The sequence below is a fragment of the Streptomyces sp. NPDC008317 genome (assembly GCF_042955955.1).
Lineage (GTDB): Bacteria > Actinomycetota > Actinomycetes > Streptomycetales > Streptomycetaceae > Actinacidiphila.
Genome location: NZ_JBIBFQ010000014.1, coordinates 1 through 26022 on the forward strand (window position 1 = coordinate 1; position 26022 = coordinate 26022).

Annotated in this window: 20 protein-coding genes; 8 read left to right on the plus strand and 12 right to left on the minus strand. The window is 72.6% G+C overall.

The window, feature by feature from the left end:
* Window positions 1–82 precede the first annotated feature (82 nt).
* Together ACFY9V_RS33225 and ACFY9V_RS33230 are read right to left on the minus strand one after the other, a co-directional pair.
* Complete coding sequence (locus ACFY9V_RS33225) at window positions 83–853, minus strand: heterodisulfide reductase-related iron-sulfur binding cluster (protein WP_391164096.1); 771 nt, start codon at window positions 851–853, stop codon at window positions 83–85.
* A 232-nt stretch (window positions 854–1085) separates the two neighbouring features.
* The gene (locus tag ACFY9V_RS33230; protein WP_391164097.1) at window positions 1086–2225 is read right to left on the minus strand and encodes an NAD(P)-binding domain-containing protein; all 1140 of its coding nucleotides are present in this window, start codon (window positions 2223–2225) and stop codon (window positions 1086–1088) included.
* 175 nt (window positions 2226–2400) lie between these two features.
* Here ACFY9V_RS33230 and ACFY9V_RS33235 point away from each other — a divergent pair, with 175 nt between their 5' ends.
* Window positions 2401–2937 carry a MarR family transcriptional regulator gene (locus tag ACFY9V_RS33235; RefSeq protein WP_355343699.1) on the plus strand — a complete coding sequence of 179 codons (537 nt, stop codon included), beginning with the start codon at window positions 2401–2403 and terminating at the stop codon, window positions 2935–2937.
* Between the two features lie 13 nt (window positions 2938–2950).
* Here the strand turns inward: ACFY9V_RS33235 and ACFY9V_RS33240 are convergent, their stop codons facing one another.
* The 3 genes from ACFY9V_RS33240 to ACFY9V_RS33250 all read right to left on the minus strand — a co-directional run bounded on the left by ACFY9V_RS33240 (window position 2951) and on the right by ACFY9V_RS33250 (window position 6229).
* On the minus strand, window positions 2951–3793 hold the full coding sequence (locus ACFY9V_RS33240; protein WP_391164098.1) for an NAD(P)H-binding protein: 843 nt from the start codon (window positions 3791–3793) through the stop codon (window positions 2951–2953).
* Between the two features lie 229 nt (window positions 3794–4022).
* Window positions 4023–4856: a glycoside hydrolase family 3 N-terminal domain-containing protein gene (locus tag ACFY9V_RS33245; RefSeq protein WP_355343705.1), complete on the minus strand. Its 834-nt coding sequence runs from the start codon at window positions 4854–4856 to the stop codon at window positions 4023–4025.
* A gap of 167 nt (window positions 4857–5023) precedes the next feature.
* Window positions 5024–6229 (minus strand): LLM class flavin-dependent oxidoreductase, encoded by a 1206-nt coding sequence (locus tag ACFY9V_RS33250; protein WP_355343708.1) that lies wholly within the window; start codon window positions 6227–6229, stop codon window positions 5024–5026.
* 456 nt (window positions 6230–6685) lie between these two features.
* On the opposite strand from ACFY9V_RS33250, the gene ACFY9V_RS33255 reads away from it, so the two are divergent.
* Both ACFY9V_RS33255 and ACFY9V_RS33260 read left to right on the plus strand, forming a co-directional pair.
* Window positions 6686–7108 (plus strand): secondary thiamine-phosphate synthase enzyme YjbQ, encoded by a 423-nt coding sequence (locus tag ACFY9V_RS33255; protein WP_355343711.1) that lies wholly within the window; start codon window positions 6686–6688, stop codon window positions 7106–7108.
* Between the two features lie 324 nt (window positions 7109–7432).
* The gene (locus ACFY9V_RS33260; RefSeq protein WP_355343714.1) at window positions 7433–8662 is read left to right on the plus strand and encodes an extracellular solute-binding protein; all 1230 of its coding nucleotides are present in this window, start codon (window positions 7433–7435) and stop codon (window positions 8660–8662) included.
* Between the two features lie 36 nt (window positions 8663–8698).
* On the opposite strand, the gene ACFY9V_RS33265 is transcribed toward ACFY9V_RS33260, so the two are convergent.
* The gene (locus ACFY9V_RS33265) at window positions 8699–9760 is read right to left on the minus strand and encodes an ATP-dependent DNA ligase (protein WP_355343717.1); all 1062 of its coding nucleotides are present in this window, start codon (window positions 9758–9760) and stop codon (window positions 8699–8701) included.
* 77 nt (window positions 9761–9837) lie between these two features.
* Here ACFY9V_RS33265 and ligD point away from each other — a divergent pair, with 77 nt between their 5' ends.
* Entirely contained in the window at window positions 9838–10869 is a 1032-nt protein-coding gene (ligD, locus tag ACFY9V_RS33270; RefSeq protein WP_391164099.1) for a non-homologous end-joining DNA ligase, read from the plus strand.
* Between the two features lie 32 nt (window positions 10870–10901).
* Here ligD and ACFY9V_RS33275 read toward each other — a convergent pair whose 3' ends face one another.
* The gene (locus ACFY9V_RS33275) at window positions 10902–12734 is read right to left on the minus strand and encodes a beta-galactosidase (RefSeq protein ID WP_391164100.1); all 1833 of its coding nucleotides are present in this window, start codon (window positions 12732–12734) and stop codon (window positions 10902–10904) included.
* Window positions 12735–12878: 144 nt separating this feature from the next.
* Here ACFY9V_RS33275 and ACFY9V_RS33280 point away from each other — a divergent pair, with 144 nt between their 5' ends.
* A complete protein-coding gene (locus tag ACFY9V_RS33280; RefSeq protein WP_391118749.1) occupies window positions 12879–13907 on the plus strand; it encodes a substrate-binding domain-containing protein in 1029 nt (342 codons plus the stop codon).
* 243 nt (window positions 13908–14150) lie between these two features.
* Window positions 14151–18743, plus strand: a complete 4593-nt coding sequence (locus ACFY9V_RS33285) for an endo-alpha-N-acetylgalactosaminidase family protein (protein ID WP_391164101.1) — start codon at window positions 14151–14153, stop codon at window positions 18741–18743.
* 78 nt (window positions 18744–18821) lie between these two features.
* Here ACFY9V_RS33285 and ACFY9V_RS33290 read toward each other — a convergent pair whose 3' ends face one another.
* The 4 genes from ACFY9V_RS33290 to ACFY9V_RS33305 all read right to left on the minus strand — a co-directional run bounded on the left by ACFY9V_RS33290 (window position 18822) and on the right by ACFY9V_RS33305 (window position 22103).
* Window positions 18822–19721 carry a MauE/DoxX family redox-associated membrane protein gene (locus ACFY9V_RS33290; RefSeq protein WP_355343733.1) on the minus strand — a complete coding sequence of 300 codons (900 nt, stop codon included), beginning with the start codon at window positions 19719–19721 and terminating at the stop codon, window positions 18822–18824.
* 11 nt (window positions 19722–19732) lie between these two features.
* On the minus strand, window positions 19733–20362 hold the full coding sequence (locus ACFY9V_RS33295; protein WP_355343736.1) for a cell wall protein: 630 nt from the start codon (window positions 20360–20362) through the stop codon (window positions 19733–19735).
* An 11-nt stretch (window positions 20363–20373) separates the two neighbouring features.
* Window positions 20374–20796, minus strand: coding sequence for a hypothetical protein (locus tag ACFY9V_RS33300; RefSeq protein WP_188284393.1), 423 nt, complete (start codon window positions 20794–20796; stop codon window positions 20374–20376).
* Window positions 20797–21527: 731 nt separating this feature from the next.
* Window positions 21528–22103 (minus strand): Lrp/AsnC ligand binding domain-containing protein, encoded by a 576-nt coding sequence (locus ACFY9V_RS33305; protein ID WP_391164102.1) that lies wholly within the window; start codon window positions 22101–22103, stop codon window positions 21528–21530.
* 145 nt (window positions 22104–22248) lie between these two features.
* Between ACFY9V_RS33305 and ACFY9V_RS33310 the strand changes: the two genes are divergently transcribed.
* Entirely contained in the window at window positions 22249–23814 is a 1566-nt protein-coding gene (locus ACFY9V_RS33310; protein WP_391164103.1) for an FUSC family protein, read from the plus strand.
* An 83-nt stretch (window positions 23815–23897) separates the two neighbouring features.
* Window positions 23898–24944, plus strand: a complete 1047-nt coding sequence (locus tag ACFY9V_RS33315; protein ID WP_391050247.1) for a beta-propeller fold lactonase family protein — start codon at window positions 23898–23900, stop codon at window positions 24942–24944.
* 117 nt (window positions 24945–25061) lie between these two features.
* Here ACFY9V_RS33315 and ACFY9V_RS33320 read toward each other — a convergent pair whose 3' ends face one another.
* Window positions 25062–25949 carry a hypothetical protein gene (locus tag ACFY9V_RS33320; RefSeq protein ID WP_355343749.1) on the minus strand — a complete coding sequence of 296 codons (888 nt, stop codon included), beginning with the start codon at window positions 25947–25949 and terminating at the stop codon, window positions 25062–25064.
* Window positions 25950–26022 lie beyond the last annotated feature (73 nt).

Below are 26022 nucleotides of genomic sequence, written 5' to 3' on the forward strand. Positions count from 1 at the left end.
GTGAGGTTCGCGCGGAGCTGGGTGTCCTTCGTGGACGAGGCGGCGGCCTTCGGGAACGACGGCAGACCCAGATACGTACCACTCATCGGACCACTTCCTGCCGGTAGGGCTGTTCCTCGGTGGACGCGAGGATCTCCGCCAGATGTACGGCCCGCAGGTCGGCGTCCTGCCGCCGCAACAGACCGTCCAGGTGCATCAGGCAGGAGTTGTCCGCGCCGCACAGCACCTGCGCGCCGCTGTCGAGCGCGTGCCGCACCTTGTCCTCACCCATCGCGGCCGAGACGTCGGGATTCTTCACGGCGAAGGTGCCGCCGAAGCCGCAGCACTCCTCCGCACCCTCCAACTCCCGCAGCTCAAGCCCCTTCACGGCCTCCAGCAGCCGTCGGGGCCGCTCACCGAGCCCCAGCATCCGCAGCCCGTGACAGGACGGGTGGTAGGTCACCGTGTGCGGGAAGTACGCGCCCACATCCGTCACCCCCAGCACGTCCACCAGGAACTCCGTGAGTTCGTACGTCTTGGGCACGGCGCTCGCCGCGGCCTCGGTGAGTCCCCGGTCGCGGCCCTCGGCGACGGCCTTGGCGGCGATCCGCGGGTAGTTGTCGCGCACCATGGCCGCGCAGGAGCCGGACGGCGTGACCACGTGGTCGTAGGCGTCGAAGGCGGCGGCGTAGCGGCGGACCAGCGGTTCGGTCTCGTGCCGGTAGCCGGTGTTGAACTGGGGCTGTCCGCAGCACGTTTGGGCGGCGGGGAAGTCCACCTCGACGCCGAGCCGTTCCAGCAGGGTGACGACGGCCCGCCCGGTGTCCGGGTACAGCAGGTCGTTCACGCATGTCACGAAAAGCGCTACGCGCATGTCTCCTCCGCGCCGCGCCGCGGCAGGCCGTGCGACTGACGATGACCCATGGCGCTCATACTGCCGCAACGGCGTGACGCGGGGAAGCGAGACATCCGATGTTTATCGGAATCGGTGGCCAGAGCGGCAGGCGTGCGGACGACCGGAGCGACGGACAGCGCGGAGCGCCGCCCCTCCCGGGACGGTCGGTAAGCATCACGCGTCCCTGTGGGTCGCAGGGGACAACTCGCGTTCAGTGCACGCGTTCGAACGAACGCTCGCTCGTGGGTTCGGCTGTTCGGGTGGCCAGGAAGGCGCGGATCTCGCGTACGGCGCTTCGCCCCGCCCGGTTGGCGCCGATCGTGCTCGCCGACGGGCCGTAGCCGACCAGGTGGATGCGGGGGTCCTTGACCACGCGGGTGCCGTCGAGCCGGACGCCGCCGCCGGGCTCGCGCAGCTTGAGCGGGGCCAGGTGGTCGAGGGCCGCGCGGAAGCCGGTCGCCCACAAGATGACGTCGGCGTCCAGCGTGCGGCCGTCGGACCACGCGACGCCGCGCGGGGTGATCCGGTCGAAGACGGGCTCGGGCCGCAGGACCCCGCGCACCTGCGCGTCGCGGATCGCGTCGGTCGCGGCCAGCCCGGTGACGCTGACGACGCTCTGCGGCGGCAGCCCCCGGCGCACCCGGTCCTCGACGAGGGCGACCGCGGAACGTCCCCACTCCTGGTCGAAGGGCGCGCTGTGGAAGACCGGCGGGCGGCGGGTCAGCCAGGTGGTGCGGGCGACCTCGGCCAGCTCCATCAGCAGCTGCACCGCCGACGTACCGCCGCCGACCACCAGGACGTGCTTCCCGGCGAATTCCGCCGATCCCCGGTACTCCGCCGTGTGCAACTGCCGCCCGAGGAAGGTCTCCTGGCCCGGGTAGTACGGCAGGAACGGCCGGTCCCAGGTCCCGGTCGCGTTGATCAGCGTCCGCGTGGACCACACACCCGCGTCGGTCTCCACCCGCAGCCGCCCCGCGACCCCCTCCCGTACGGCGGTGACGTCGACCGGCCGCCGGACATCCAGGTCGAACTCCCGCTCGTAGCGCGCGAAGTACTCGCCGACCACCTCGGCGGACGGCCGGTCGGGGTCGGCGTCGCCCAGCGGCATACCGGGCAGTTCGTGTACGCGGTGCGCCTTGCCGTAGGTGAGCGACGGCCAGCGGAACTGCCAGGCGCCGCCCGCGCCGGGGGAGTGGTCGAGGACGACGAAGTCCGTGCCGGACCGCAGCCCCGCGCGGCGCAGGAAATACCCGGCCGAGAGCCCCGCCTGCCCGGCGCCGACCACGACCGTCCGCACGTCCCGCACGCCGGACACGTCCGGCCCGTCCGCCGCGTCACCCAAGTCGTTCATGTTTCACCCAACGGTGAGGGCGAGTGAAAGCTTCCCCGCGCGCGGGCGGCCGGGGACGCGGGAGACGTCGGTGTCCGGGCGGGCGGCGGTCTGCCAAACTGTCTGCGTCGCGCAGAGAAGCGCGACGGCACGGGCGCGGGCCTGCACGGCCGCGCGGAACCACGCAGGAGGCACCATGGCGCGGACCGACGCCCCCACCGGCCGCCGCTCCGATCTGCTGTCCGAGCTGTCCGTGGCCTCGCGCCACTACACGGCGTCGTACGCCCTGTTCAACCAGGCGCTCGCCGACTACTTCGGGCTGCACCCCACGGACGTGCAGTGCCTCAATCTGCTGAGCCTGGAGTCGCGCCCGGTCACCATCGGGCGGATCGCCGAGCTGACCGGCCTCACCACCGGCTCCGCCACCCGGCTCGTGGACCGGCTGGAACGCGCGGGTTACGTGGTCCGTGAGCGGGACACCGAGGACCGGCGCCGGGTCATGGTGACCACCGTGCCCGACCGGATGGCGGACTTCGGCCGTGTGTGGGGCGGCCTGAGCGGCGGCTGGTGGCGGATGCTCGACTCCTACGACGACGACCAACTCGCGCTCCTGCTCGCCCATATGCGCCGCACCGTCGACCTGAGCACCGCGCAGATCGCGCGGCTGCGGGCGGGTGACGTGGCCGACCCCGGCGGCGCGGGCGAGGAGCACAGGGGCGCCGCCGGGGCCTGATCCGCCGTACCCGCTACGGGCGGGTGAAGGCGGCGGCGTTCTCCGCCGCCCAGGACGCGAAGGTGCGCGGCGGACGCCCGATCAGCCGTTCAAGAGTGTCGGTCACCTCCGTGGGCGTACCGTCGAGCGCCTTCCACCAGTCGAGCAGCGCCTCGGCGAACGCCTCGGGCAGATGCTCCGCCGTCTCCGCCCGCCATGCCTCACGGCTGACCGGCACGGCGGCGATCGGCTGCCCCGTGGCGTCCGCGAGCACGTCGACCTGCTCGGCGAAGCTCAGCGACTCGGGCCCCGTCAGGTGGTACGTCCCGCCGCGCACACGGGAATCGGTGAGCGCCGCGCAGGCCGCCTCGGCGAGATCGGCCTCGTGCACGGGGTCGGTGTGGGCGCCGGGATACGGCAGATTCACCGCGCCTGACGCCTTGATGGGCCACGCCCACTGGAGGGCGTTGGCGGCGAAGGCGCCGGGGCGCAGCACGGTCGAGGCGATCGGTGAGACGGCGAGCGCGGTCTCCACCTCCAAGTGGTGCCGGGCGATCGGGTCCCGCTCGGCGTCGGGCTCCATGACGCTGGCGGACGAGAGCAGCACCACGTGCGCGACCCCCGCCCGTTCCGCCTGCTCCAGGAACGCGCCGATGTGCGACGCCTCGGCGTAGAGGAACACCGAGTCGACCCCCGCGAGCGCGGCGGGGAAGCCGGACGGGTCGTCCAGGCTCAGGGCGGTGGTCCGCACCCCTTCCGGCGGTTCGACCTCCTCCGGCTTCCGCGAGGCGACGCGTACGTCGGCGCCCCGGTCGTGAAGGAGCGCGGTGAGGGCGCGGGCGACGCGCCCGCGGCTTCCGGTGATGAGGACGGTCATGGCGGTGTTCCCCGTTCGTGGAAAGGACTTGGGAGCGGGTGGCACAAAGAGCCGTGCGGCCGACGGAAGGTCGGAGGAGCAGTCGTGGCGAAAACTATGCGCCACGAAGAATCTGTGTCACGCAGATAAATATGGGCGTCATCTCCAGGGCTGTCAAACGGATTGGTGACAGGGCGCCGGCGCGCGACGGACCCGCGCCGCGGCCGCGATCCGAGGAGCGTGCGCCGCCTCAGGGGGCCGGTGTGCGGGCCGACGGACCCGTGACCCCGGCCGGGGCGGGCATGCGCGGTTCCGAGGCCCAGCGGCGCAGCCGGGAGACGCGTTCCGCCGCCTCCTCCAGCCGGGACAGCGGCAGGTCGCCGTCGGCGACCGCGCGGGCCGCCGCCGTGTGGATCGCGTCGTGCACACCCGCGCCGCTCGCGGGGCCGAGACGTACCAGGTCGACCCCGGCGATCCAGGCGAGCACGGCCGCGCCCGGCACGCCCCAGCCGTCGACGATCGACGGCGCGTCCAGGGTGTCGCTGACCACGACCCCGCCGTAACCCAGCTCGCCGCGCAGGATGCCGGTGACGGCCGGGCCGCTGAGCGTGGCGGGCAGACCGTCCTCGCCGGGTACCGGGGAGCGCCCCGCGGTGATCGCGCGGACACCGGCCGCGGCCCCCTCGGCGAAGGGCCGCAGGCTGCCCGTACCGGTGAACGGCCCCAGTGCGGCGGCCACTCCGTGCGTTTGGAGGTCGGTCACGAAGACCCGCGTCTCGTCGGCGCGGGTGCCGGGCCGTACGGCGAGGTGCAGATTGGCACCGGCCGCCATGAGTTCGGCCGCCGCGGCGCTGCCGCCACCCGGCCGGTGCGGCTCCGGGTGACCGGTGAGGGCGTCGGGGAGCGCCGCGCGCAGCGTGTCGGACGCCTTGCGCGCCGCCTGGCCGCGCGCGTGCACCGCGACGCCGGGGGTGCCGCGTTCCAGGCCGCGCAGGATCCAGTCGGGAAGTCTCTCGTCCGCGCCGTCGACGGCGGGCAGCAGGCACGAGTCGACGAGCACGGCGAGCCGGTGCAGCGCGTTCACGTGGTGGTCCCCCTTCGGGGCGCGACAGAGGCGGATGTCCCGAGCCCCGGCGATATCCCGAGGCCCGCCGAATGGTACAGACCAATGCCCGGAGGCGGCAATCACCCCAGGTCCGCCTCCCCTCGGTGACCCCCGCGACCACAGCCGGCCCCACGGCCGCGGACCGCTCAGCGGCCCCCGGACAGCAGCAGCGGCGCCCCGCCCGGAGCGGACGGCGGGCGGCCGTTGGCGGCGGGCACGGCGGACAGCGGCGACGGAAGGGCCTCCAGCAGACCGCGCGCGGCCAGTTCCGGCATCACGCCCTCGCCGAACCAGTACGCCTCCTCCAGGTGCGGATAGCCGGAGAAGATGAAGTGGTCGATGCCCAGTGCGTGGTACTCCTCGATCCGGTCGGCGACCTCCGCGTGGGCGCCGACCAGCGCCGTACCGGCGCCGCCGCGCACCAGCCCGACGCCCGCCCACAGATTCGGCGAGATCTCCAGCTTGTCCCGCTGCCCGCCGTGCAGCGCCAGCATCCGCTGCTGGCCCACCGACTCGCTGCGGCCGAGCGCCTGTTGGGCCGCGGCGACCGTGTCCTCGTCGAGGTCGGCCAGTAGCCGGTCCGCGGTCGCCCACGCGTCGCGCGCCGAGTCCCGCGCGATGACGTGCAGCCGGATGCCGAATCTGACCGTACGGCCCTCGGCCTCCGCGAGCCCCCTGATCCAGTCGATCTTCCGCTTCACCTGCTCGGGCGGCTCGCCCCAGGTCAGATAGACGTCGGCGTACCGGGCTGCGACCGGCCCGGCGGCCTGAGAGGAACCGCCGAAGAAGATGTCGGGGCGGGGCTCGGGCGGCAGCGCCACCAGCCCGCCCGCCACCTGGTAGTGCTCGCCGTCGTAGTCGAACGGCTTGCCCTCCCACACCCCGCGCACCACCGACAGGAACTCCGCGGTGCGCGCGTACCGGCTGTCGTGGTCCAGATGGTCGCCGAACCGCTTCTGCTCGGTGGAGTCGCCGCCGGTCACCACGTTGAGCAGCAGCCGCCCCCGGCTGATCCGCTGATACGTGGCCGCCATCTGCGCCGCGAGGACCGGCGAGATCACCCCGGGCCTGAAGGCGACCAGGAACTTCAGCCGCTCGGTGTGCTGGGTCAGCGCCAGCGTCGTCAGCCACGCGTCCTCGCACCACGTACCGGTCGGCGTCAGCACCCCCTCGAACCCCAACTGGTCGGCGGCGCGCGCGATCTGGGCCAGATACTCGATGTCGGGGGCGCGGATGCCGGAGACCGGCGTGATCCGGGAGCGCTTCACGCCTCCGTCGGTGTAGACATGGCGGTCCACCAGGGTGCGGCCGTCGCCGCCGGTGGGCAGGAACCAGTGCAGGTGTACGGACATCGGGCGGACGCCTTTCGATGGGCGGGATCCGGTGCGGTCCGGCGGGATCCCGGCGCGCGGCACGGGAGGTCCGCCGGATCACCGCGGGGACGTCCCGAGGGGACCGGCGGGGCCGGAACGCGAAGAAGAGCTACGGAAGCGCGGGGGAGGGGAAGCGGCGCGAAACGTCAGCGACCGCGACAACACGCGGCAGACGCCACCCGCAGGAGGTCGATGTGACCACGCGAGGTGAGCATGCAGGGACGCGGCATACAACGACGGTAGTCACGCGTCCGTCGGCAGGTCAACGCCGTCTCACCTCGCGGATGGCGGCGGAACGCGGCTGATCGCGGCTGATCGCGGCGCAAGCCGCCCGCCGGGTCGGAGCCCGCCCCCCCCGCCGCCGGGCACGGGGACCCCGGCGACCCGCCGCGCCGACACCCCCGCCGCCCCGCGGAATTGAGTGACCATGGACGTATGGCCGACAACCTCACCTCACGCGTCATCGACATCGCGACCGGCTCCAGCGAGACCGTCCACGACCTCACCGACGCCTGCGCGTCGTTCCTGCGCGAGGCGGCGGCCGGGCGGGACGGGCTGCTGAACGTCTTCGTGCCGCACGCCACCGCGGGCGTGGCCGTCATCGAGACGGGCGCGGGCAGCGACGACGACCTGCTCGCCGCGCTCCAGGACCTGCTCCCCGCCGACGACCGCTGGAGCCACCGCCACGGCAGCCGCGGGCACGGCCGCGACCACGTACTCCCCGCGCTCGTCCCGCCGCACGCCACCTTGCCGGTACTGGACGGCCGCCTGGAACTCGGCACCTGGCAGTCGGTCGTCCTGGTGGACACCAACGTCGACAATCCGCGCCGCCAGGTCCGGCTGAGCTTTCTGGGCTGACCGGCGGGCGCTCGCCGAGAAGCGCTGACCCGCACGCCGCGCCGCTCCACCTGGAGCGCCCGCCACATCCCGACGCCCCGACACACATCGCGCCAGTCATATCAGCCTTTTGCGGCGGATATGACTGGCGCGATTTCCGAAATACCGCGATGTGTTGTACCTGGGCGCTCCGCTTCTTCTGACGGGATATCACGTGTGGTGTTGACCGTTGGTGAAGTCATGCGGAAAACTCGGCACGGCTAATACGGGGCGAGTAATATACGAAGGCGGTAGAAAGCGGTGCGGCGGCGACGATTCCTGGGCTTAGCGGCGGTCGGTGGCTCGATGGTGCTGGCGGTGACCACCCTCGGCGCGTGCGGGAACACCTCACCGCGGAGCAAGGCCATCACCCTGCACGTGGTCGCCACCGACTACAGCGGTCTGAAGACCGCGAGTCCGGTGGCCCAGACCTGGAACAGCCTGGCCCGCTCGTTCGAGGAGCGGAATCCGAACATCACGATCGACGTGCAGTTCGTGCCCGTCGCCGACGCCGACGCGCAGGTCGCCACCATGGTCGAGGACGGCCAGGCGCCCGATCTCGCGCAGCTCGACTCCTTCAGCGCCTTCAGCGACGGCAAGCAGCTCTACAGCGCGGACGAACTGTTCCCGATCAGCATGCAGTCCGCCTTCGTCCCGTCGCTGACGGACGCCGGTTCCGTCAACCACGTGCAGTACGGCATCCCGTGGGTCGCCTCCACCCGGATGTTCTTCTACAACAAGAAGCTCTTCGCCCGCGCGGGCATCACCCGCGCCCCGGAGACCTGGGCCGACATCAGGCGCGACGCCGTCAAGCTCAAGGAGCACGGCGTCCCGGTGCCGTACGGACTGCCGCTCGGCCCGCAGGAAGCGGAAGCCGAGACCATGATGTGGATGATCGGCAACGACGGCGGCTACACCGACAACGTCGGCTCGTACAACCTGGACTCGGTGCGCAATGTCGACGCCTTCGTCTGGCTGAAGAAGAACCTCGTCGACGCCGGTCTCGTCGGCCCCAAGGACCCGGCCAGGACGAGTGTCAGCGATGCCTTCAGCGACTTCCTCGCGGGCCGCACGGGGATGCTCAACGGCCATCTGACGCTGCTTCCCTCCGCGAAGGCGGCCGGAATCGACATCGGAGTGGCGCCGCTTCCCGGAAGGACGGGCCCCAGTTCGCAGGCGCTCGGGAACGCCGACTGGATGATGGCCTTCCGGCAGAAGGGACACCGGGAGGCCGACGCCAAGTTCCTCCAGTACATATACAGCGAAGAGAATTTGTTGAAATTCCAACAGGAGTACAAGTTGCTCCCGGTCACGGTGAAAGTCGCGGAAACGGTCAGGATGGATCCGCGGTACCGCGATCTCGTGCCATTCATGAACCTGTTGTCGGACGCGGCGTTCTATCCTGTCGCCAAGGCGTCCTGGGCCCCGGTCAGCGCCGAACTGAAGAAGGACATCGGACAGGCCGTGCACCGCGACCCCAAGGTCGTACTGGCCGGCCTCCAGCGCGACGCCCAGCGCAGCGACGGCGCCAGGTAGTCCGAGGAGCGGACGAGGGCGCCGCCGCACGGCCGGTCAGGCACCCAGCACCTCCGCCAGGTCGTACCCCACCGGCTCCTCCAACTGCGCGTACGTGCACTCCGCGGCCTCCCGGTCCGGGCGCCAGCGGCGGAACTGCGCGGTGTGGCGGAACCGGTCGCCCTGCATGTGGTCGTAGGCCACCTCGACCACCCGCTCGGGGCGCAGCGGGATCCACGACAGGTCCTTCTTGCCGGTCCACCGGCTGGGACCGCCCGGCAGCCGGTCGGCGGCCTGCGCCTCCTCGCTCGCCCACTCCTGCCACGGATGGCCCTCGACGGACGCCATCCGCAGCGGCTCCAGCTCCGTCATCAGCGCCTCGCGGCGGCGCATCGGGAAGGACGCGCAGACGCCGACGTGCTGAAGCATCCCCTCGGCGTCGTACAGACCGAGCAGCAGCGAGCCGACCACGGGACCGCTCTTGTGCAGCCGCATCCCGGCCACCACGCAGTCCGCGGTGCGCTCGTGCTTGACCTTGATCATGACCCGCTCGCCCGGCCGGTACGGCAGATGCAGGGGTTTGGCGACGACCCCGTCGAGACCGGCGCCCTCGAAGCGGGAGAACCACTCCTTGGCCGTGTCGATGTCCTGCGTGGCGGGCGCGGTGAACACCGGCGCCGTCGCCTCCCGCAACGCCTCCACCAGCACCTCGCGCCGGTCCCGCTGCGGCACCGGCAGCAGCGTCTCGTCGCCCACGGCCAGCAGGTCGAAGGCGACGAAGGACGCGGGCGTCACCTCCGCCAGATGGCGGACCCGGGACTCCGCCGGATGAATCCGCTCCAGCAGCGCGTCGAAGTCCAGCCGGCCGCCCCGCACGATGACGATCTCGCCGTCCAGCACGCAGCGCGGCGGAATCCGCTCCCGCAGCGCCTCGACCAGCTCGGGAAAGTACCGGGTCAGCGGCTTGCCCGAGCGGCTGCCCAGCTCGATCTCGTCGCCGTCGCGGAAGACGATCGCCCGGAAACCGTCCCACTTGGCCTCGTAGAGCATGCCGGGCGGGACGGCCGCGGCGGACTTCGCCAGCATCGGCCGCACAGGGGGCATCACCGGAAGGTCCATGCTGGTGATTGTGCGCGGCCCCGCCCGGCGGCGCCCGCCGACGGGCGCCGCCCGGCCGTACGGCCTAGCGTGGTCGCATGGCCGAGACGCTGGAACTGACCGTCGGCGAGCGGGCCGTCCGGGTGTCCCACCCCGACAAGGTCTACTTCCCGCATCGCGGATTCACCAAGGCCGACCTGGTGAGGTACTACCTCAGCGTCGGCGACGGCATCCTGCGCGCGGTCAGGGACCGGCCGACCACACTGGAGCGCTACATCCACGGCGTGGAGGGCGAGTCCTTCTTCCAGAAGCGGGCCCCGAAGAATCTGCCCGACTGGATCCCCACCGCCCGGATCGCCTTCCCCAGCGGCCGGTACGCCGACGAGATCTGCCCCACCGAGACCGCCGCCGTCCTGTGGGCCGCCAACCTCGGCACCTTCACCTTCCACCCCTGGCCGGTGCGCCGCGCCGACACCGACCACCCCGACGAACTGCGCATCGACCTCGACCCGCAGCCCGGCACGGACTACGGCGACGCCGTACGCGCGGCGCTCATGCTGCGCGAGGTGCTGGACGGACTCGGCCTGACCGGCTGGCCGAAGACCTCCGGCGGACGCGGCCTGCACGTCTTCGTGCCGATCGCGCCGGAGTGGACCTTCACCCAGGTACGGCGCTCGGCCATCGCGATCGGCCGCGAACTGGAGCGCCGCGCGCCCGACCGGATCACCACCGCATGGTGGAAGGAGGAGCGCGGCGAGCGGATCTTCGTCGACTACAACCAGACCGCGCGCGACCGCACGATCGCCAGCGCCTACTCCGTACGGCCGTTCCCGCACGCCCCGGTCTCGGCGCCGCTGCGCTGGGACGAGGTGAGCAGCGCCGTGCCCGAGGACTTCGACCTGGGCACCATGCCGGGGCGGTTCGCGGAGGTCGGCGACGTGCACGCCGACATGGACGAGCACGCCTTCCGGCTGGACGCGGCGCTCGAACTGGCCGACAAGGACGAGCGGGAGCACGGCCTCGGCGACCTGCCCTACCCGCCGGAGCACCCCAAGATGAAGGGCGAGCCCAAGCGGGTGCAGCCGAGCCGCGCCAAGAAGGCCGCGTCGGACAGCGACGCGGACGGGTAGCGACGCGAAGCGGTGGCCTCCGGCCGCGCGATTCAGTCGAACGTCTCGACGTACTCCTCGGTCGGCCCCAGCTCCGGCCGGTCGCGCAGCTCGACGCGGTCGCCGAAACGCTCCAGCTCCAGCACCGTGACGGTGTTCTCGCCGGCCGTCAGCAGCGGCGCGGGCACGTAGAGGGTGACCTGCGGGCCGATCTCCCAGTACCGGCCGAGCAGCGTGCCGTTCACCCAGGCGAAGCCCTTGCCGAAGCCGGGAAAGGCCAGGAAGGTGTCGGCCGGGGCGTCCGCCGTGAACCGGGCGGTCGCGAAACCCGCGTCGCCGGACGGCGGGGCGACCGACGGCGCGCGCTCCACGTCGGCCGCGGGCCATTCGTCCAGCGGCAGTCCGTGGACCGACCAGTTGTGCACCAGGCGGCGCTCGACGCGGACCCCGCCGAGGATGCCCTTGCCCTGGCCGAGCAGCGGACCGTAGTTGATCCGGCCCTGGTTCTCGACCAGGAGTTCCAGCAGTACGGGCTCGCCGGCGCCCTCGACGGTGAGCGAGCCGGTCTCCCGGTCGAGCACACCGGCGGGCGCGCCGTCCACGAAGACCTGGGCGCGGTCGTGCAGCCCGTGCACGGTGATCTCCCGCGGGCCGCGCGGCAGACGGGGGCGGGCGCGGTAGAGCACCAGCCCCGAGGGCTGTTCCAGCTCCTCGAAGCTCAGCGGATGCGGGGACGCCACCGGCCGCGACAGCGCGGTGAGCGCGTCCAGCAGACCGGCGCCCCGGACCACGGGCAGCGCGCGAGCGGTGAGCGGCGGCGCGGTCGCGGGCAGCGGCCGGGAGGCTTCGGCCGCGCCGGTCACCGCGAGCAGCCGGTCGCGCAGGGCGAAGAACTTCGGGCCGAGGCCGCCGTGTTCGGCGACCGGCGCGTCCGAGTCGTAGCTGGTCACGGTCGGCTGGAGCCTGTCGCCGTCGTGGTTGGCGCCCGCCCACAGACCGAAGTTGGTGCCGCCGTGCGCCATGTAGACACTCACCGAGCCGCCCTCGTCCAGGATCTCGGCGAGCGTGGCCTCCGCGCTGTCGACGGTCCGGATGTGGTGCTTCTCGCCCCAGTGGTCGAACCAGCCGTTCCAGAACTCGGCGCAGACGAACGGCTCGCCCGTTCTGCGCGAGCGCAGCAGTTCGGCGGCCTGCGCGGCGCGGGACCCGAAGGTCGCCGTGGTCAGCGTGCCCGGCAGGGCGCCGCCGTCGAGCATCAGGTCGGTCGGGCCGTCCGCGGTGTAGAGCAGTTCGGTGATGCCCCGCTCCACCAGCGCGTCGCGCACCCACGCCACATAGCCGTGGTCGTCGCCGTAGCTGCCGTACTCGTTCTCCACCTGCACGGCGACCACCGGCCCGCCGCGGGCCGCCTGGAGCGCGGCGACGCGCGGGATCAACGCGTCGAACCAGTGCGCCACCTCGTCGAGGAAGGGCCGGTGCGAGGAGCGCAGCCGCATGCCGGGCGTCCCGGTCAGCCACGCGGGCAGGCCGCCGTTGTCCCACTCGGCGCAGATGTACGGGCCGGGGCGCACGATCACGTCCAGGCCGGTGTCCCGCGCGAGCGCGACGAACCGCTCGATGTCGCGCGGGCCGTCGAAGGACGGCCGCCCCCGGCGCGGCTCGTGGAAATTCCACGGGACGTAGGTGTCCACGGTGTTGAGCCCCATGGCCGCGAGGCGTTCCAGCCGGTCGGCCCACTGCTCGGGGTGGACCCGGAAGTAGTGCAGCGACCCCGCCAGGACGCGGTGCGGCTGCCCGCCGCGCAGGAACGTGCCGTGCGGATACGACAGCAGGGGCGCGGGTCGGCCGTTGGCGTCCGCGGGTGCGGTGGTGGTCGGAAGGCTCACAGCACCGAACTGTGGCACAGATTGTTATCGATGCCAACGCGGTGCCTTCAGCCGGTCCGGGGCGGGACCACGAGCTGGAGAGCGCCCCCTTTGGGCGGGTGCGACCGCTATCATCGGCGGCAGCGGATCAGCCGGAAGGGACCCATGAAGAACCAGAGCGCGCGCGACGCCTCCCGTCCGCCCGGCATGGCGGATGTCGCACGGGTCGCCGGGGTCTCCGCGCAGACCGTCTCGCGGGCCCTGGCCGGTCACCCCAATGTGCAGGACAAGACCCGCGCCAAGGTGCTCGCCGCCGTCGACCAGCTCGGTTACCGCAGGAACAACGCGGCGCGCATGCTCTCCTCCGGCCGCAGCCGCACCATCGGCGTGGTCACCCTCCAGACCAGCTTCTACTCCCGCACCGCCCTCACCCTCGGCATCGAACGGGCCGCTCAGGAGGCCGGTTACGCGGTCAGCACCGCCACCACCGCGTCGCTGGACACCTCCGCCATCGAGAGTTCGATGCTGCGGCTGGCCGACCAGCACGTCGAGGGAGTCGTGCTCGCCGTGCCGCTGATCCATGTGAGCCGCCAGATCGAGCAGCTCACCAGCGCCGTGCCCACCATCACCGTCGACGGTTCGCGCACGTCGGCGACCGAAGTGGTCGCCGTCGACCAGTCGGCGGCGGCTCGGCTGGCTACCCGGCACCTGCTGGACCTGGGCCACGAGACGGTCTGGCACGTCGCGGGACCCGGCGAGTGGCTGGACGCGGCGAGCCGGTCGCAGGGCTGGCGCGCGGTGCTCGAAGCGGAGGGCAGGACGGTGCCGCCGGAGCTGACGGGCGACTGGTCGCCCGCCTCCGGCTACCGCAACGGCCTCATCCTCGGCCGGATCCCCGACGTCACCGCGGTCTTCGTGGCCAGTGACGAGATGGCGTTCGGCGTGATCCGCGCCCTGCACGAACTGGGCCGCAGGGTGCCGGAGGACATCTCCGTCGTGGGCGTGGACGACATCGCGCTCGCCGAGTACTGCTCGCCCTCGCTGACCACGGTGGCCCAGCCCTTCGCCGAGATGGGGGCGCTCGCGGTCTCCCACCTCATGCGGTACATCGCGGACCCGGACGCCACCTTGGAACCGGCCTCCGTGGAGCCGACGCTGGTCGTCCGCGCCAGCACGGCGCCCGCCCGCCGCTGACGGTCAGGCGCCGGCCGACGGCCTGAGGGCGTCACCACGCGCGGGGGAGTACGTCCCCCTGCCGTCCGTGCCGCCGCCTGTCCGCGTTCCCGGACCACACCGGCCGCACGACCGCCCGATGTCGGCCGCTATCACCTGTGGAAGAAGCTCTGTCGGGCTCTGGTGTTATCGATGCCATCGCCGCTACAGTCTCCACCACTCCCGACTCGCTCCCGGCTCTTCACGGCCCTAGGTGGTACAGGAATGACCTCGCGCTCGCCCCGATCACCCCACCGCGGAAGGTGGCGGCGGCAGCGGTCCGCGACCGCCGCCGCCCTGCTCGCCTCGCTCGCCCTGCTGTCGGTCGGCGTCACTCCGGCGCTCGCCGCCCCGCCGCAGACGTCGGCCGACCCGGCCGCCGCCGCGGGCACCCCGATCGACCCCGCCCAGTACACGCTGGTCCAGGCAGACTCCGAGTCGCCCGCCTACCCCGCGCCCCCGGCCCTGGACGGCACGGCGCTCGCCGCGTTCGACAACGACCCGTCGACGCAGTGGACGGTCGCCTACGACGTGGTCGGCGGCGTCGGCGTCGCCAAGACCCCGATGCCGCACTGGATCACCCTCGACGTCGGCGGCTCCTTCACCCTCACCGGTGTCGACTACTCGGTGAAGAACCAGGCCAACGGCCCGGTCAAGGGCTACCGGATCTTCGTCACCGACGACGCGGCCGTCGCCAAGGACCCGAAGGGGAACTGGGGAGCGCCCGCCGCGACCGGCTCCTTCCACCAGCCGACGAGCAACACCGAGGTGCAGACCGTCGTCTTCGACAAGCCCGTCACCGGCCGCTATGTGAAGGTCGAGGCCGAGAGCGCCGTCAACGGGTCCGACAACGCCTCCGCCTCCGAGATCAGGGTCCGCGCCGTCGGCGACACCACGCCCGCCCCCGTCGACCCGCCGCCCCCGGCCGACCCCGCGACCCCCGTCGAGATCAGGCACGGCGCGCTCAAGGTCACGGTCGCCAAGGAATTCCCGCAGGTCATCTCGTACGCGCTGAACGGCGGCACCCTCGCGGGCCAGGCGTCCGTCCTGCACACCTTCGACATCAACGGCGCCGCGCACACCGCGACCACGAAGATGTCCGCGCACGGCGACACCGCGACGTACACCTCGACCTTCGCCGACCTGCCGAACGTCACCATCACCTCGACGATCACCGCGACGGCGAAGAAGACCGTCGTCTTCGCCGTCCGGAAGATCACCGGCAGCGCCGCCCGTACCGTCAACCAGTTCTCGATCCCCGGCCAGTCGCTGCTGTCGGTCGACTCCTCCGACCCGCACGCGAGCCTGGCCCGTACGAAGATCTCCACGGACTCCACGACGACGGCCGACCAGTTCCTCACGATCAGCGCGGCGGCCAAGCCCGACAAGGCGTCCGTCGGCACCCCGTACGGCTTCGTCAGCAACTCCACGCTCGCGGGCGGGCTGATCACCGATGCGACCGACGACGCCGCGCAGGACAACAACGACAACGGCAACACCCGGCTCCAGTCGCGGATCGTGGACGCGGGCGGCGGCGCGCGCCGCGCGGAGCTGTCCGTCGGCACCTACACCTACGCGCCCAAGGGCGCCACGGACCGGCGGGTGGCGACGTACGCGCTGCCGCGGACCACGGTCGTGCTCTCCGGTGACGCCAACGGCGACAACAAGGTGACCTGGGAGGACGGGGCGCTCGCCTACCGCGCCGCGATGACGCGCCCGCTCGGCGCCGACCGGGTGCCCGAACGCGTCGTGCAGCACATCCCGTTCAACTTCGCGAGCCAGGCCACCAACCCGTTCCTCAAGACGCTTGACAACGTCAAGCGGATCTCGCTGGCCACCGACGACCTCGGCCAGTGGGTGCTGGAGAAGGGCTACGCCAACGAGGGCCACGACTCCGCGCACCCGGACTACGGCGGCGACTACAACGTCAGGGCCGGCGGCCTCACCGACCTCAACAAGCTGGCTTCCGTGGGCGCCGACTACAACTCCGACATCGCCGTCCACGTCAATGTGACCGAGGCGTACCCGCAGGCCAAGAACTTCAGCTCGGGACTCATCCAGGGCCAGGTCAACGGCTGGGACTGGCTCAACCAGTCGTACCACATCGACCAGCGCACCGACCTCGGCAGCGGCGCCGTCCTCGACCGCTTCAAGGAACTGCGCAAGCAGGCGCCCGGCATCAAGACCGTCTACATCGACGCCTACTACTCCAGCGGCTGGCTCGCCGACGAACTGGCCCGCCAGCTCCACGCGATGGGCTTCGAGGTCGCCAGCGAGTGGGCCTACAAATTCGAGGGCGACTCGATCTGGTCGCACTGGGCGAGCGACAAGAACTACGGCGGCGCCACCAACAAGGGCATCAACTCCAACATCGTCCGCTTCATCGCCAACTCCGACCGTGACGTGTGGAACGTCGACCCGCTGCTCGGCGGCTCCGACATCAAGGAGTTCGAGGGCTGGACCGGCCAGGACGACTACAACGCCTTCTACCGGAACATCTGGACCGACAACCTGCCGACCAAATTCCTCCAGCACTACCAGCTCACCACCTGGGACTTCGGCGTCTCCGCCGACCTCACCGGCGGTGTCCACGTCGCGATGGCGGGCGGCAAGCGCCAGGTGACCATGGGCGGCGCGCTCGTCCTCGACGGCGACAGCTACCTGCTGCCGTGGGGCGAGGCCAAGCGCGGCAACGGCACCTCCTCGCCGAGCGACGCCGACAAGATGTACTACTTCAGCGCGTCCGGCGGCGCCCACACCTTCGACGTGACACGGCAGTTCGCGGGCACCAAGCGCTTCACCCTCTACAAGCTCACCGACCAGGGCCGGGTGAAGGCCGGTGACATCACCCCGACCGGCGGCAAGGTCACGATCAGCGGCGACAAGAACCAGCCGTACGTGCTCGCCCCGCAGTCCGGCAAGGCGCCGCACACCAACGTCGACTTCGGGCAGGGCACCGGTCTGAACGACCCCGGCTTCAACGCCGGCGACCTCACGGCCTGGAACGCCCGCGGCGGCGCGACCGCCGTACGCACCGCCAACGGTGACAACGTCGCCCGGCTCGGCACCGCGGCCACCGGTATCTCGCAGCAGGTCAAGGGCCTGACGTCCGGCAAGACCTACACCCTCAGCGCCAACGTCGAGATCGCCAAGGGGCAGCGCAGGGCCACCACCCTCGCCGTCACCGGCGGCAAGCAGCCCGCCGCGAACACCTTCGACACCACGCCCGCCGCCAACCAGATGGCCGCGGACGCCAAGCAGGGCACGTACTCGCAGCGCGCGTCGGTGACCTTCACCGCGCCGTCCAACGGCAAGGTCACCGTCGCCGTCAGCGCGGTGGCGGGGGGCGCGGCCGTCACGCTGGACGACATACGCCTGATGGCCGACACCACGCTGCCGCTGCCCAAGAAGGCGGCCGGTTCTGACGGGACCGTCCTCGCGCGGGACGACTTCGAGGGCAACCAGCCCGGCTGGGGACCCTTCGTCAAGGGCGACGCGGGCGGCGCCACCGACCCGCGCACCAGCATCAGCGACCTGCACGCCCCGTACAGCCAGAAGACCTGGAAGAACACCTACTCGCCGTACAACTCAGGGGCCCTCAAGGGCCAGGCGATCGACGACGTCATCGGCGGGAACCACTCGCTCAAGGCCCACGAGGAGAACAGCGGTCTGGTCTACCGGACGGTGCCCGCGACCGTGCCCTTCGTGGCGGGCCACACGTACGCGGTCTCCTTCCGCTACCAGACCAACCTCGACGGCCAGTGGGCCTGGGTGACCGGCGCGGACGTCGTCGGCGGCGGAAAGGTCGCCTCGAAGGACGTGACGCGCGACGTGCTCGCGCCCGCGCTCGACACGGCCACGTACTCCAAGGAGATCGTCGCGGGCTGCGGCGACACCTGGGTGGGGCTGCGCAAGCTCGGCGGCGCCAACGGCACGGACTTCGTGCTGGACGACTTCTCGGTGACCGACCTGGGCCCCGCCCCGGCGGGTCCGGCGTGCGCGAGTGTGACGACGCCGCCGACCGCCGAGCTGAGCCCCGGCGTGCCGAGCGAGTACGTGACCACCTTCACCAACAGCGAGCTGACCGACGCCACCGGCGTCGTCCAGCGGCTCGACGGCCTGCCCGCCGGGTGGACCGCGGCGGTGAAGACCGAGCACGGCAACAGCTTCGCCACCGTGAAGCCCGGCGCGTCGGTGAGCACCACCTGGCTGCTGACCCCGCCCGCGGGAGCGGCGGGGACCGCCGCCTCCTGGAAGGTCGTGGCGGGCTACACCGACGACGGCGCCACCAAGTCGGTGTCGGCGGACGCCAAGGCGACCGTCGCGACCCGCGCGCTGCTCTCGCCCAGTTCGATGACGGCGACCGCGGACTCCGAGAACCTCTCCTCGGGAGCCGCGGAGGGTCCGGTCTCCAACGTGCTCGACGGTGACCCCGGCACCATCTGGCACACCGACTACACCAACTCCGACGCGCCGTACCCCCATTGGGTGACCCTCAAGCTGGGCGGCCCCGCCGACCTCGACGGCTTCGGCTACCTCGACCGCCAGACCGGCGGACAGAACGGCCGGGTGGCCGGCTACGAGGTCGCCGTCTCCGACAACGGCGCCACCTGGACGACCGTCGCCCGCGGCACCCTCGTGGACTCCCCGTCGATCCAGGTCATCGCCTTCGACCGGGTCCGCGCGAGCTATGTCCGCTTCACCGCGCTCAGCGCGCTCAACGGACTGCCGTTCGCGGCGGCAGCCGAGATGCGGGCCTACGGCAGTTACGCCGACACGCCCGTCGGCTACCCGCCGGATCCCGCACCGGGCGCCTGACCACGGCCCGAACGGGCACCACGCGGGGCGCGCCCCCCTCCCTGACCGGGGAGGGGGGCGCGCCCCGTCGTTCTCGGGTCAGTTGACCAGCGGGAGGAGCTGAAGGCGCTCGGCCGCCGAGATGAGCGGGTCCACGTCGACCGGCTCCTCCGTGACGTCGTCGATGACGGACACCCGCACCGCGGGCACGGGCGCCGTGTCGATGGTCGCCGCCAGGTCGAGCGCGAACAGCACGTTCACCGGCCGCGCCCCGCGCGAGTCCTCGTGGACGCCCGCGAACCGCAGGATGCGCCAGCCCTCGTCGTCCCAGTGGTCGAGCAGGGCCGAGCGGACGACGGGAGCCGTCGCCTGCCAGGCCAGGGAGTTCTCCAGCAGCTCCACGGACGCCGCGACCGGCACCCGTTCGCCGGAACCGCTCAGCGGATGCCCGAGGACCCGCAGCCGCAGCTTGCGCAACGGCCGCAGCCACCGCTGGTCGAGGTCGGAGGACAGACCGAGCAGCACCGCCGCGGCCACCACCAGGACGACGGCCGACGGCACCGGATCCCCGCCGATCCGTGACCACCACGTACGGTCGGCGGCCACGGCGGCCAGACCGCCTACGACGACCAGACCGGCACGGGTGAAGGACCGCCAGCCGACCGGCCCCTCGTCACGGGCGCTGCACCCGCAGGACGACTCGGGCGCCGTCGCCCGCGCGTACCCCAGATACGCGGTGAAGCCCGCGCCCAGCACCGCCGTTGCCACGGCGGGCGCCACGGCCTCGGGAACGGCGAGCAGCGCCGCCGCGATCAGCAGCTCGACCGCGCCCACCGCGCGCAGTGCCCGGGTGGCGCGGTGGCCGTTGCCCAGGACCCGCACCAGGACGGTGTTCGCGGCCAGTTGGGCCGTACGGCGGCCGAAGAGCTTCGGCGCGCCGGTCACGGCGAGCAGGACCCCGCACAGCAGCGGCGCCAGACTCGGGATGACGGAGATCATCGCGCTCCCTCCTAGTGGCCGACGGTCACGCGGGCGATGTCGACGGTGTCGTCCTCGGGACGCCAGGCGCCGAGGATCTGCGCCGACTGCCCGATCCGCACCCGCGACAGGTCCGAGGTGAGCGCGCCGCCCAGGTACGAGGCGGTGGTCGTCTCGGTGACGATCCGGCCCACGACGGCGTGGTTGTTGCCGTGCGTGAGGTGCAGCCGGTCCTTGGCGATGCCCTGGATCTCGCAGAAGAGATTCACGATGTTGACCCACACCGCGTCGGCCGCGATGGTGCCGTCGGGCATGTCGACACCGCGCGCGTACAGGCCGTCGCCGACCTTGATCTCCGCCGCGGTGGTGGGGCGCAGCTTCCAGACGCTGGTGGCGTTGGTGAGCTGGATGAGGTGCTGGTCGCCGTAGGAACCGGCGACCTCCAGCACGGTGCCGTTGATCGCGGTGATCCGGCCCTCGGCGAACGCCGACTTGGAGATCGCCGGGTCGAGCGACGGCATCGGCGCGGCGAAGGCGGCGTCCGCGTCGATGCCGCCGAGCGCGGTGGCGCCGACGATGGTCGCACCGCCGAGCGCGGCGGTGGTGAGGAAGCGCCGGCGGTCCATCCGGCCGCGGCCCGCGGGATTCTGATCGTGGCTCATGTCGGTCCTCCTCACTCGTAGATGTAGACGGGGAGCTTGCCGGAGCTGAGATTGCCGATCGCGGAGAACGCGGCCGGGGTCAGGTCGATGACCCGGTTGGTGCGGCAGACGCCGTTGCAGCACGCGGACTCGCCGCAGAAGCTCTTGGTGCGCGGTCCGCAGTCGGAGACCGTGACGCAGACCGTCGCGCCGGAGCACTGGTGCTTGACGTTCATCACCGAGCCGCAGCCGCGGCGCGCGATGGTCTCACCGCACAGGTCGGGCCGGGTGATGTCGAAGCACGCCTGGGAGGCGTTCGGCCACGCCGCCTGGTGGGCGTTGGACTGGCAGGTGCCGCAGGCACCGGTGCCGGTGCTGCCGCAGGGGCCCCAGGCGCTGCCGCAGCAGAACCAGGTGGTCTCACCTGCCCAGAGACTGGTCGATCCGCAAGCCATGTCGATTCCCTTCGCTCGCGCGCAGGTGTTGTGACCTGCGCATGACAACACAAGGTGCGGGCCGCGCCATGCGTGACACGTGACACGGGGCCGCCGGTGGGGACGGCGGCGGTGCTGGGCGTTCGGCGTCCGGGATGCGCGCGCTCGCGGGGGAGGTGGGGCGACGGGCGGGGCCGCGAGGCGGTGGGGCGGTGTGGCGTGAATCGCGCGGATGTGCGAGGTGCGTGGTGCGCTCGATGCGTGGGGGGACGGTGGGGGGTTCGGGTGCTGCGAGTGCTGAGGGCGGCGCGGGTCCTGTGGGGATTCCGGGGCATGTGGGGACGCCGGGAGAATTGCATGCCCATGACAAGGTGTGCGTCGGATGGGTCGGCAGTGATGGTGGAACACGGCCATGATGCGCGCTTCTACGCGCGTCCGCCAGAGGGCGGGAGACACGAGAGGCCCTTGGGGCGGGCGGCACGAGCCGGACGGCGCGGGGTACCGGGCGTTGGCCTCGGGCATCACGGCCGCCGCGCGGCGCGCGGAGGCGTGGGCCGCCTTTCGCGGGGTGCCCGGGATGTCGTGATCCAGCCAGCCGCGGCCACGGCGGCTCGCGTACGCCTACGATTTGCCGCCTGCCGCCTGCCGCCTGCCGCCTGCCGCCTGCCGCCTGCCGCCTGCCGCCTGCCGCCTGCCGCCTGCCGCCCGCGTATCGGGCGCGGTCGCTGGGGGTGTCGCCCGGCGGTGAAGGGCTACCGGGTCGCCCGCTGAGCGCCACCGCCTGATCCGTCGCCCGATCCGGCGCCGGGCCCCGGGACCCCGGCCGCCCTGCCGCCCGGTCCGCCCTGGCGTCGGGTCGCCGCGCTGCGGCCCACGGCCTCCACCAGCGGCAGCACGCGGTACGGGACCCGCTCGCGCAGGGCGATCTCCGTACGGGTGCGGACCACGCCCGGCAGTTGGATCAACCGCTGGATGATGTCCTCCAGATGGGCGTTGTCGCGGGCCGCGACCCGGGTGAGCAGATCCCCGCCCCCGGTGATCGAGAGCGCCTCGATGATCTCCGGCACGGCCGCGAGCGCTTCGCCCACGTCGTCCAGGCGCCCCTGCGTCACCTCGATCCGCACGAAGGCCAGCACCGGGTGGCCCAGCGCGGCAGGCGACACGCGTGGTCCCGCCGTGGTGATCACCCCGTCCCGCTCCAGCCGGTCGAGCCGGGCCTGGAGGGTGCCGCGGGCCACGCCGAGTATGCGGGCGTACTCACGGACGCTGGTGCGCGGCTGCTCCAGCAGCAGCCGCAGGATGCGGGTGTCCAGTGCGTCGACGGCCATGGGCCACTGGTCTCCTCATGGTCGATGACAGGGCACCCTCACCGTACCAATGGCACAGCGCCGAGCGACCAGTTTGAGCCACTGCCCGCTCGGGTGCTTTCCTGGTGGTGACGATGGCGTTGCGGTCCTCCGCAACGCCTTTGCCATGTCCGGCGCCGACCGCCGCCGGGCACCCGTACCGGACAGGGGTGGAACCGCACACGTGAAGAAGTTGTTCGTCGCACCGGATCCGGGCCGCGCGCGGCTGCGCCACGCCTCCCGCGCCGTCCTCGGCATCGCGCTCGCCGTCACCGCGGCGGGCCTGGCCGGATTTCCGCTGCCCGCGATGTGCGGCGGCGGTCTCGCCGCGCTGCTCGCCTTCTTCGTCGTCGCCGACCCCCGCGTCGGCCAGCAGGCGGTCACCACCGCCCTGATGCCCCTGACCGGACTGCCGGTGCTCACCGCCGCGGCCTGGCTGCACCCGTACCCGCTCGCCCGCGACGCCGCCTTCGTCGCCGTCGTCCTCGCCGGGGTCTACGTCCGCCGCTGGGGCGCCCGCGGCCACGCGCTCGGCGTCTTCGGCTTCATGATGTTCTTCATCGCGCAGTTCCTGCACGCCGTACCGGCCGAACTCCCCGAGCTGTACGCGGCGATCGGCCTCAGCCTCGCCGCCGCCGCCACCGTCCGCTTCGGCCTGTGGTGCTACGAACGCGGCGCCGCTCCCGTACCGGCCGTATCTCTTGTCCAACCGCCCGGTCTGCGCAGGCCGACCACCCGGCAGGCCGTCCAAGCCGCGACCGCCGCGGCCGGAGCCCTCGCGCTCGGCCAGGCACTGTCGCAGGACCGCTGGTACTGGGCGGTCGCCACCTCCTGGTGGATCTTCGTCAACACGGCGTCGCGCGGCGAGACCCTGGTGCGCGGCTTCCGCCGCGTGCTCGGCACCGCGCTCGGCATCGTGGCCGGATTCGCCCTCGCCCTTCCCCTGCACGGCGCCCCCGTACCGTCCGCCGTCCTCGTCGCGGTGTGCGTCTTCGGCATCTTCTACAGCGCGGCCGTCTCCTACTCCTGGATGACCTTCTTCGTCACCGTCATGGCCGGCTCCCTCTACGGGCTGCTCGGCGTCCTGCACCCGGCGCTGCTCCTGCTGCGCCTCGAGGAGACCGGGGCGGGCGCGCTCTGGGCTGCCCTCGCCGTGCTGCTGGTGCTGCCGGTCACCACGCACGCCGCCACCGACGCCTGGATCCAGCGCGCCCTGGAATCCGTACGCGACTTCACCGCGCAGGCCGCCCGGCACCTCGCCGGTGAACCCGGCGCCGACCTGGCGGGACGCGCCGCCGAACTGGACCTGGTACTCGGCCGGGTACGCGCCTGCCTGGCGCCGCTGGTGCACCCGCTGAGCCCCCTGCGGGCCCGCAGAGCGCGGGCCGGTCACGTACTGCGCCTCCTCGACGCCTGCGCCCACCAGGTGCGCGGCCTCGCCGAGGTCGTCGCCCACCCCGAAGCGGGCCACGACGAGCGGCTGTCGGCCGCCTGCCGACGGGTCGAGGACGCCGTGCGCCGCCTGGTCGTACGCGGCGTCGAGGCACCGGAACCCCGGCCGGAAACGCCCCGGGACGGCGCGGGACATCCGCACGCCGAACGCGCGCTCGGCCACCTGCGGGTCCTGGAAACGGCGCTCACCGACCTCGCCGCCCCCCTGCACGCCGACCCCCGGGCGCCGCTCGCCGCCTGACCAGTGGGACCCGGGGGCGACGCGGCCGCCGTCAGGTACTAATCTCAGCCGCCGTACAGACATCAGGCGGAAGAGGTACGGCAGTGGCCGGGCACGTTTACATCGGGTCGTTCACTTCGGCGGGCGGGCGAGGGCTCACCACGGCCGCCGTCGACCCGGACACGGGAGCGCTCACCGCGCTCGGCGACAACGCCGAGGTGCAGAATCCGTCCTTCCTCGCCCTGTCCGACGACGGGCGGACGCTCTACACGGTCGGCGAGACCGAGCCGGAGGGCACCGCCGCCGCGTTCTCGCTCGCGGACCCGGCCGCGCCCCGGCTGCTCGGCGCGCCCGTGCAGGTGCACGGCGGCTGGCCCACCCACCTCGCCGTCCACCGCGGCCACCTGCTCACGGCCAACTACGCGGAGCCCGGCAGCGTCAGCGTCCTGTCCATCGGCGAGGACGGCGCGCTCGGCGGACTGCGCTCACTGCTGGAGCACGAGGGCGACGGCCCCCACCCCGAGCGCCAGACCGGGCCGCACGCCCACGCCGTGCTGACCGACCCCAGCGGACGCTGGGCGGTCAGCGTCGACCTCGGCACCGACTCGGTGCGGGTCTGCGAACTGGACACCGACAGCGGCGAGCTGGAGATCGAGCGCGAGCTGGGACTGCGCTCCGGGATCGGCCCGCGCCACCTCACCTTCCACCCGGCCGGCCACCACGCCTATGTGATGAACGAACTCGACTCCGTCGTCACCGTCTGCCGCTGGGACCCCTCCATCGGCAGCCTGCGCCCGCTCGCCGAGGTCCGCGTGCTCCCCGACGGCACCGAAGGCGAGAACTACCCCTCGGAACTGGTCGTCTCGCCCGACGGCCGCTTCGCCTGGGCCGCCAACCGCGGCCACAACAGCATCGCGGTGCTCGCCCTGGACGAGACGGGGGAGCGGCTGGAACTGCTCGACACCGTGAGCTGCGGCGGCGACTGGCCGCGCCACCTGACCCTCGACCCGTCGGGCACCCGGCTGTACGCGGCCAACGAGCGCTCCGGCGACGTCACCTGGTTCGACGTCGACCCGGGCACCGGCATCCCCAAGCAGGCCGGTTCGCTCGCGCTGCCCGCGGTGTCCTGCGTGCTCTTCGCCCGGCCCTGACACCGCGGCGGCGGGCTCGCGCGGCCCGCACGACAGGAAAACGGCGCGGGCGGGCGGTCCTTCGACAGGACCGCCCGCCCGCGCCGTTGTCGTCTCCGTGTCGACGCGCCGCCTCGTTCAGTGCGAGGGCGCGCTCTCCTGCTGCTGCATCGCGATGCCCAGCGCGCCCGCGTAATGCGTGACCACCAGCTTGCCGACCGCCGGGTACGGGCCGAGCGCGTCGGCGCCCGAGCAGCCCGCCTCCGCCGCGGCGGTGTGCAGGAGCTGCGGCGCGATCTCCGGGCCGATCAGGCACGGGGCGAGCGCGAGCCGGCCGGAGCCGGAGGAGCGCAGTTGCTCCGCCGCCCGTGCGATGGAGCCGTCCTCGTCGAGCGCGGCGGCCAGCACCGGCACGGCGAGCCGCGCGGCCAGCAGCAGCCCGGTCACACCCGCGGCCTGCGCCGCCTCCTCGCCGCCGACGGTCGCCAGGATGATCCCGTCGGCCGCGGTCGCCACGGTGAACAGCCGGGCGCGGTCGGCGCGGGCCAGACCCGCCTCGGCGAGCCGGACGTGCAGCGCCTCGGCGAGCAGCGGGTGCGGACCGAGGACGTCGGTCAGCTCCACCTGCGCCTTGGTGTCGGCGATGGCCTGCCGGATCCTGCGCAGCACCGAAGCCTCGGGTCCCGCGAGCAGCGGGACGACGACGGCCGCGGTGTCCTCCCCCGACCGCTCGTCCGCGATCGCGGCCAGGACGCCGCGCAGCGCCGGGAATTCGGTCTCCGCGCCGTCCTCACCGTCGACGAAGCCGATCCGCGGATCGAGTCCCGACAGCTCGGAGCGGGCGATGCTCACGACCTCCTCCGCCAGACTGAGCGCGGCGGCGGTGGGAGTGCCGGGGACGGCCAGAACCAGCACCGGCGCGCCCTCGGGCGCGGCCAGCGCCTCCGGTCGGCGGTGACGTCCCGGCTGGCGCGGGCGCGGCATTCGAACGGGAAGGCCGGAGGCGGGCCCTGTGGCAGTGCTCATGGCGACGCATGCTAACGCCTTGGGGCGCCTGGATGTTCGGCCGGGTCGGAGCCGCGGCAGACCTGTCCTGATC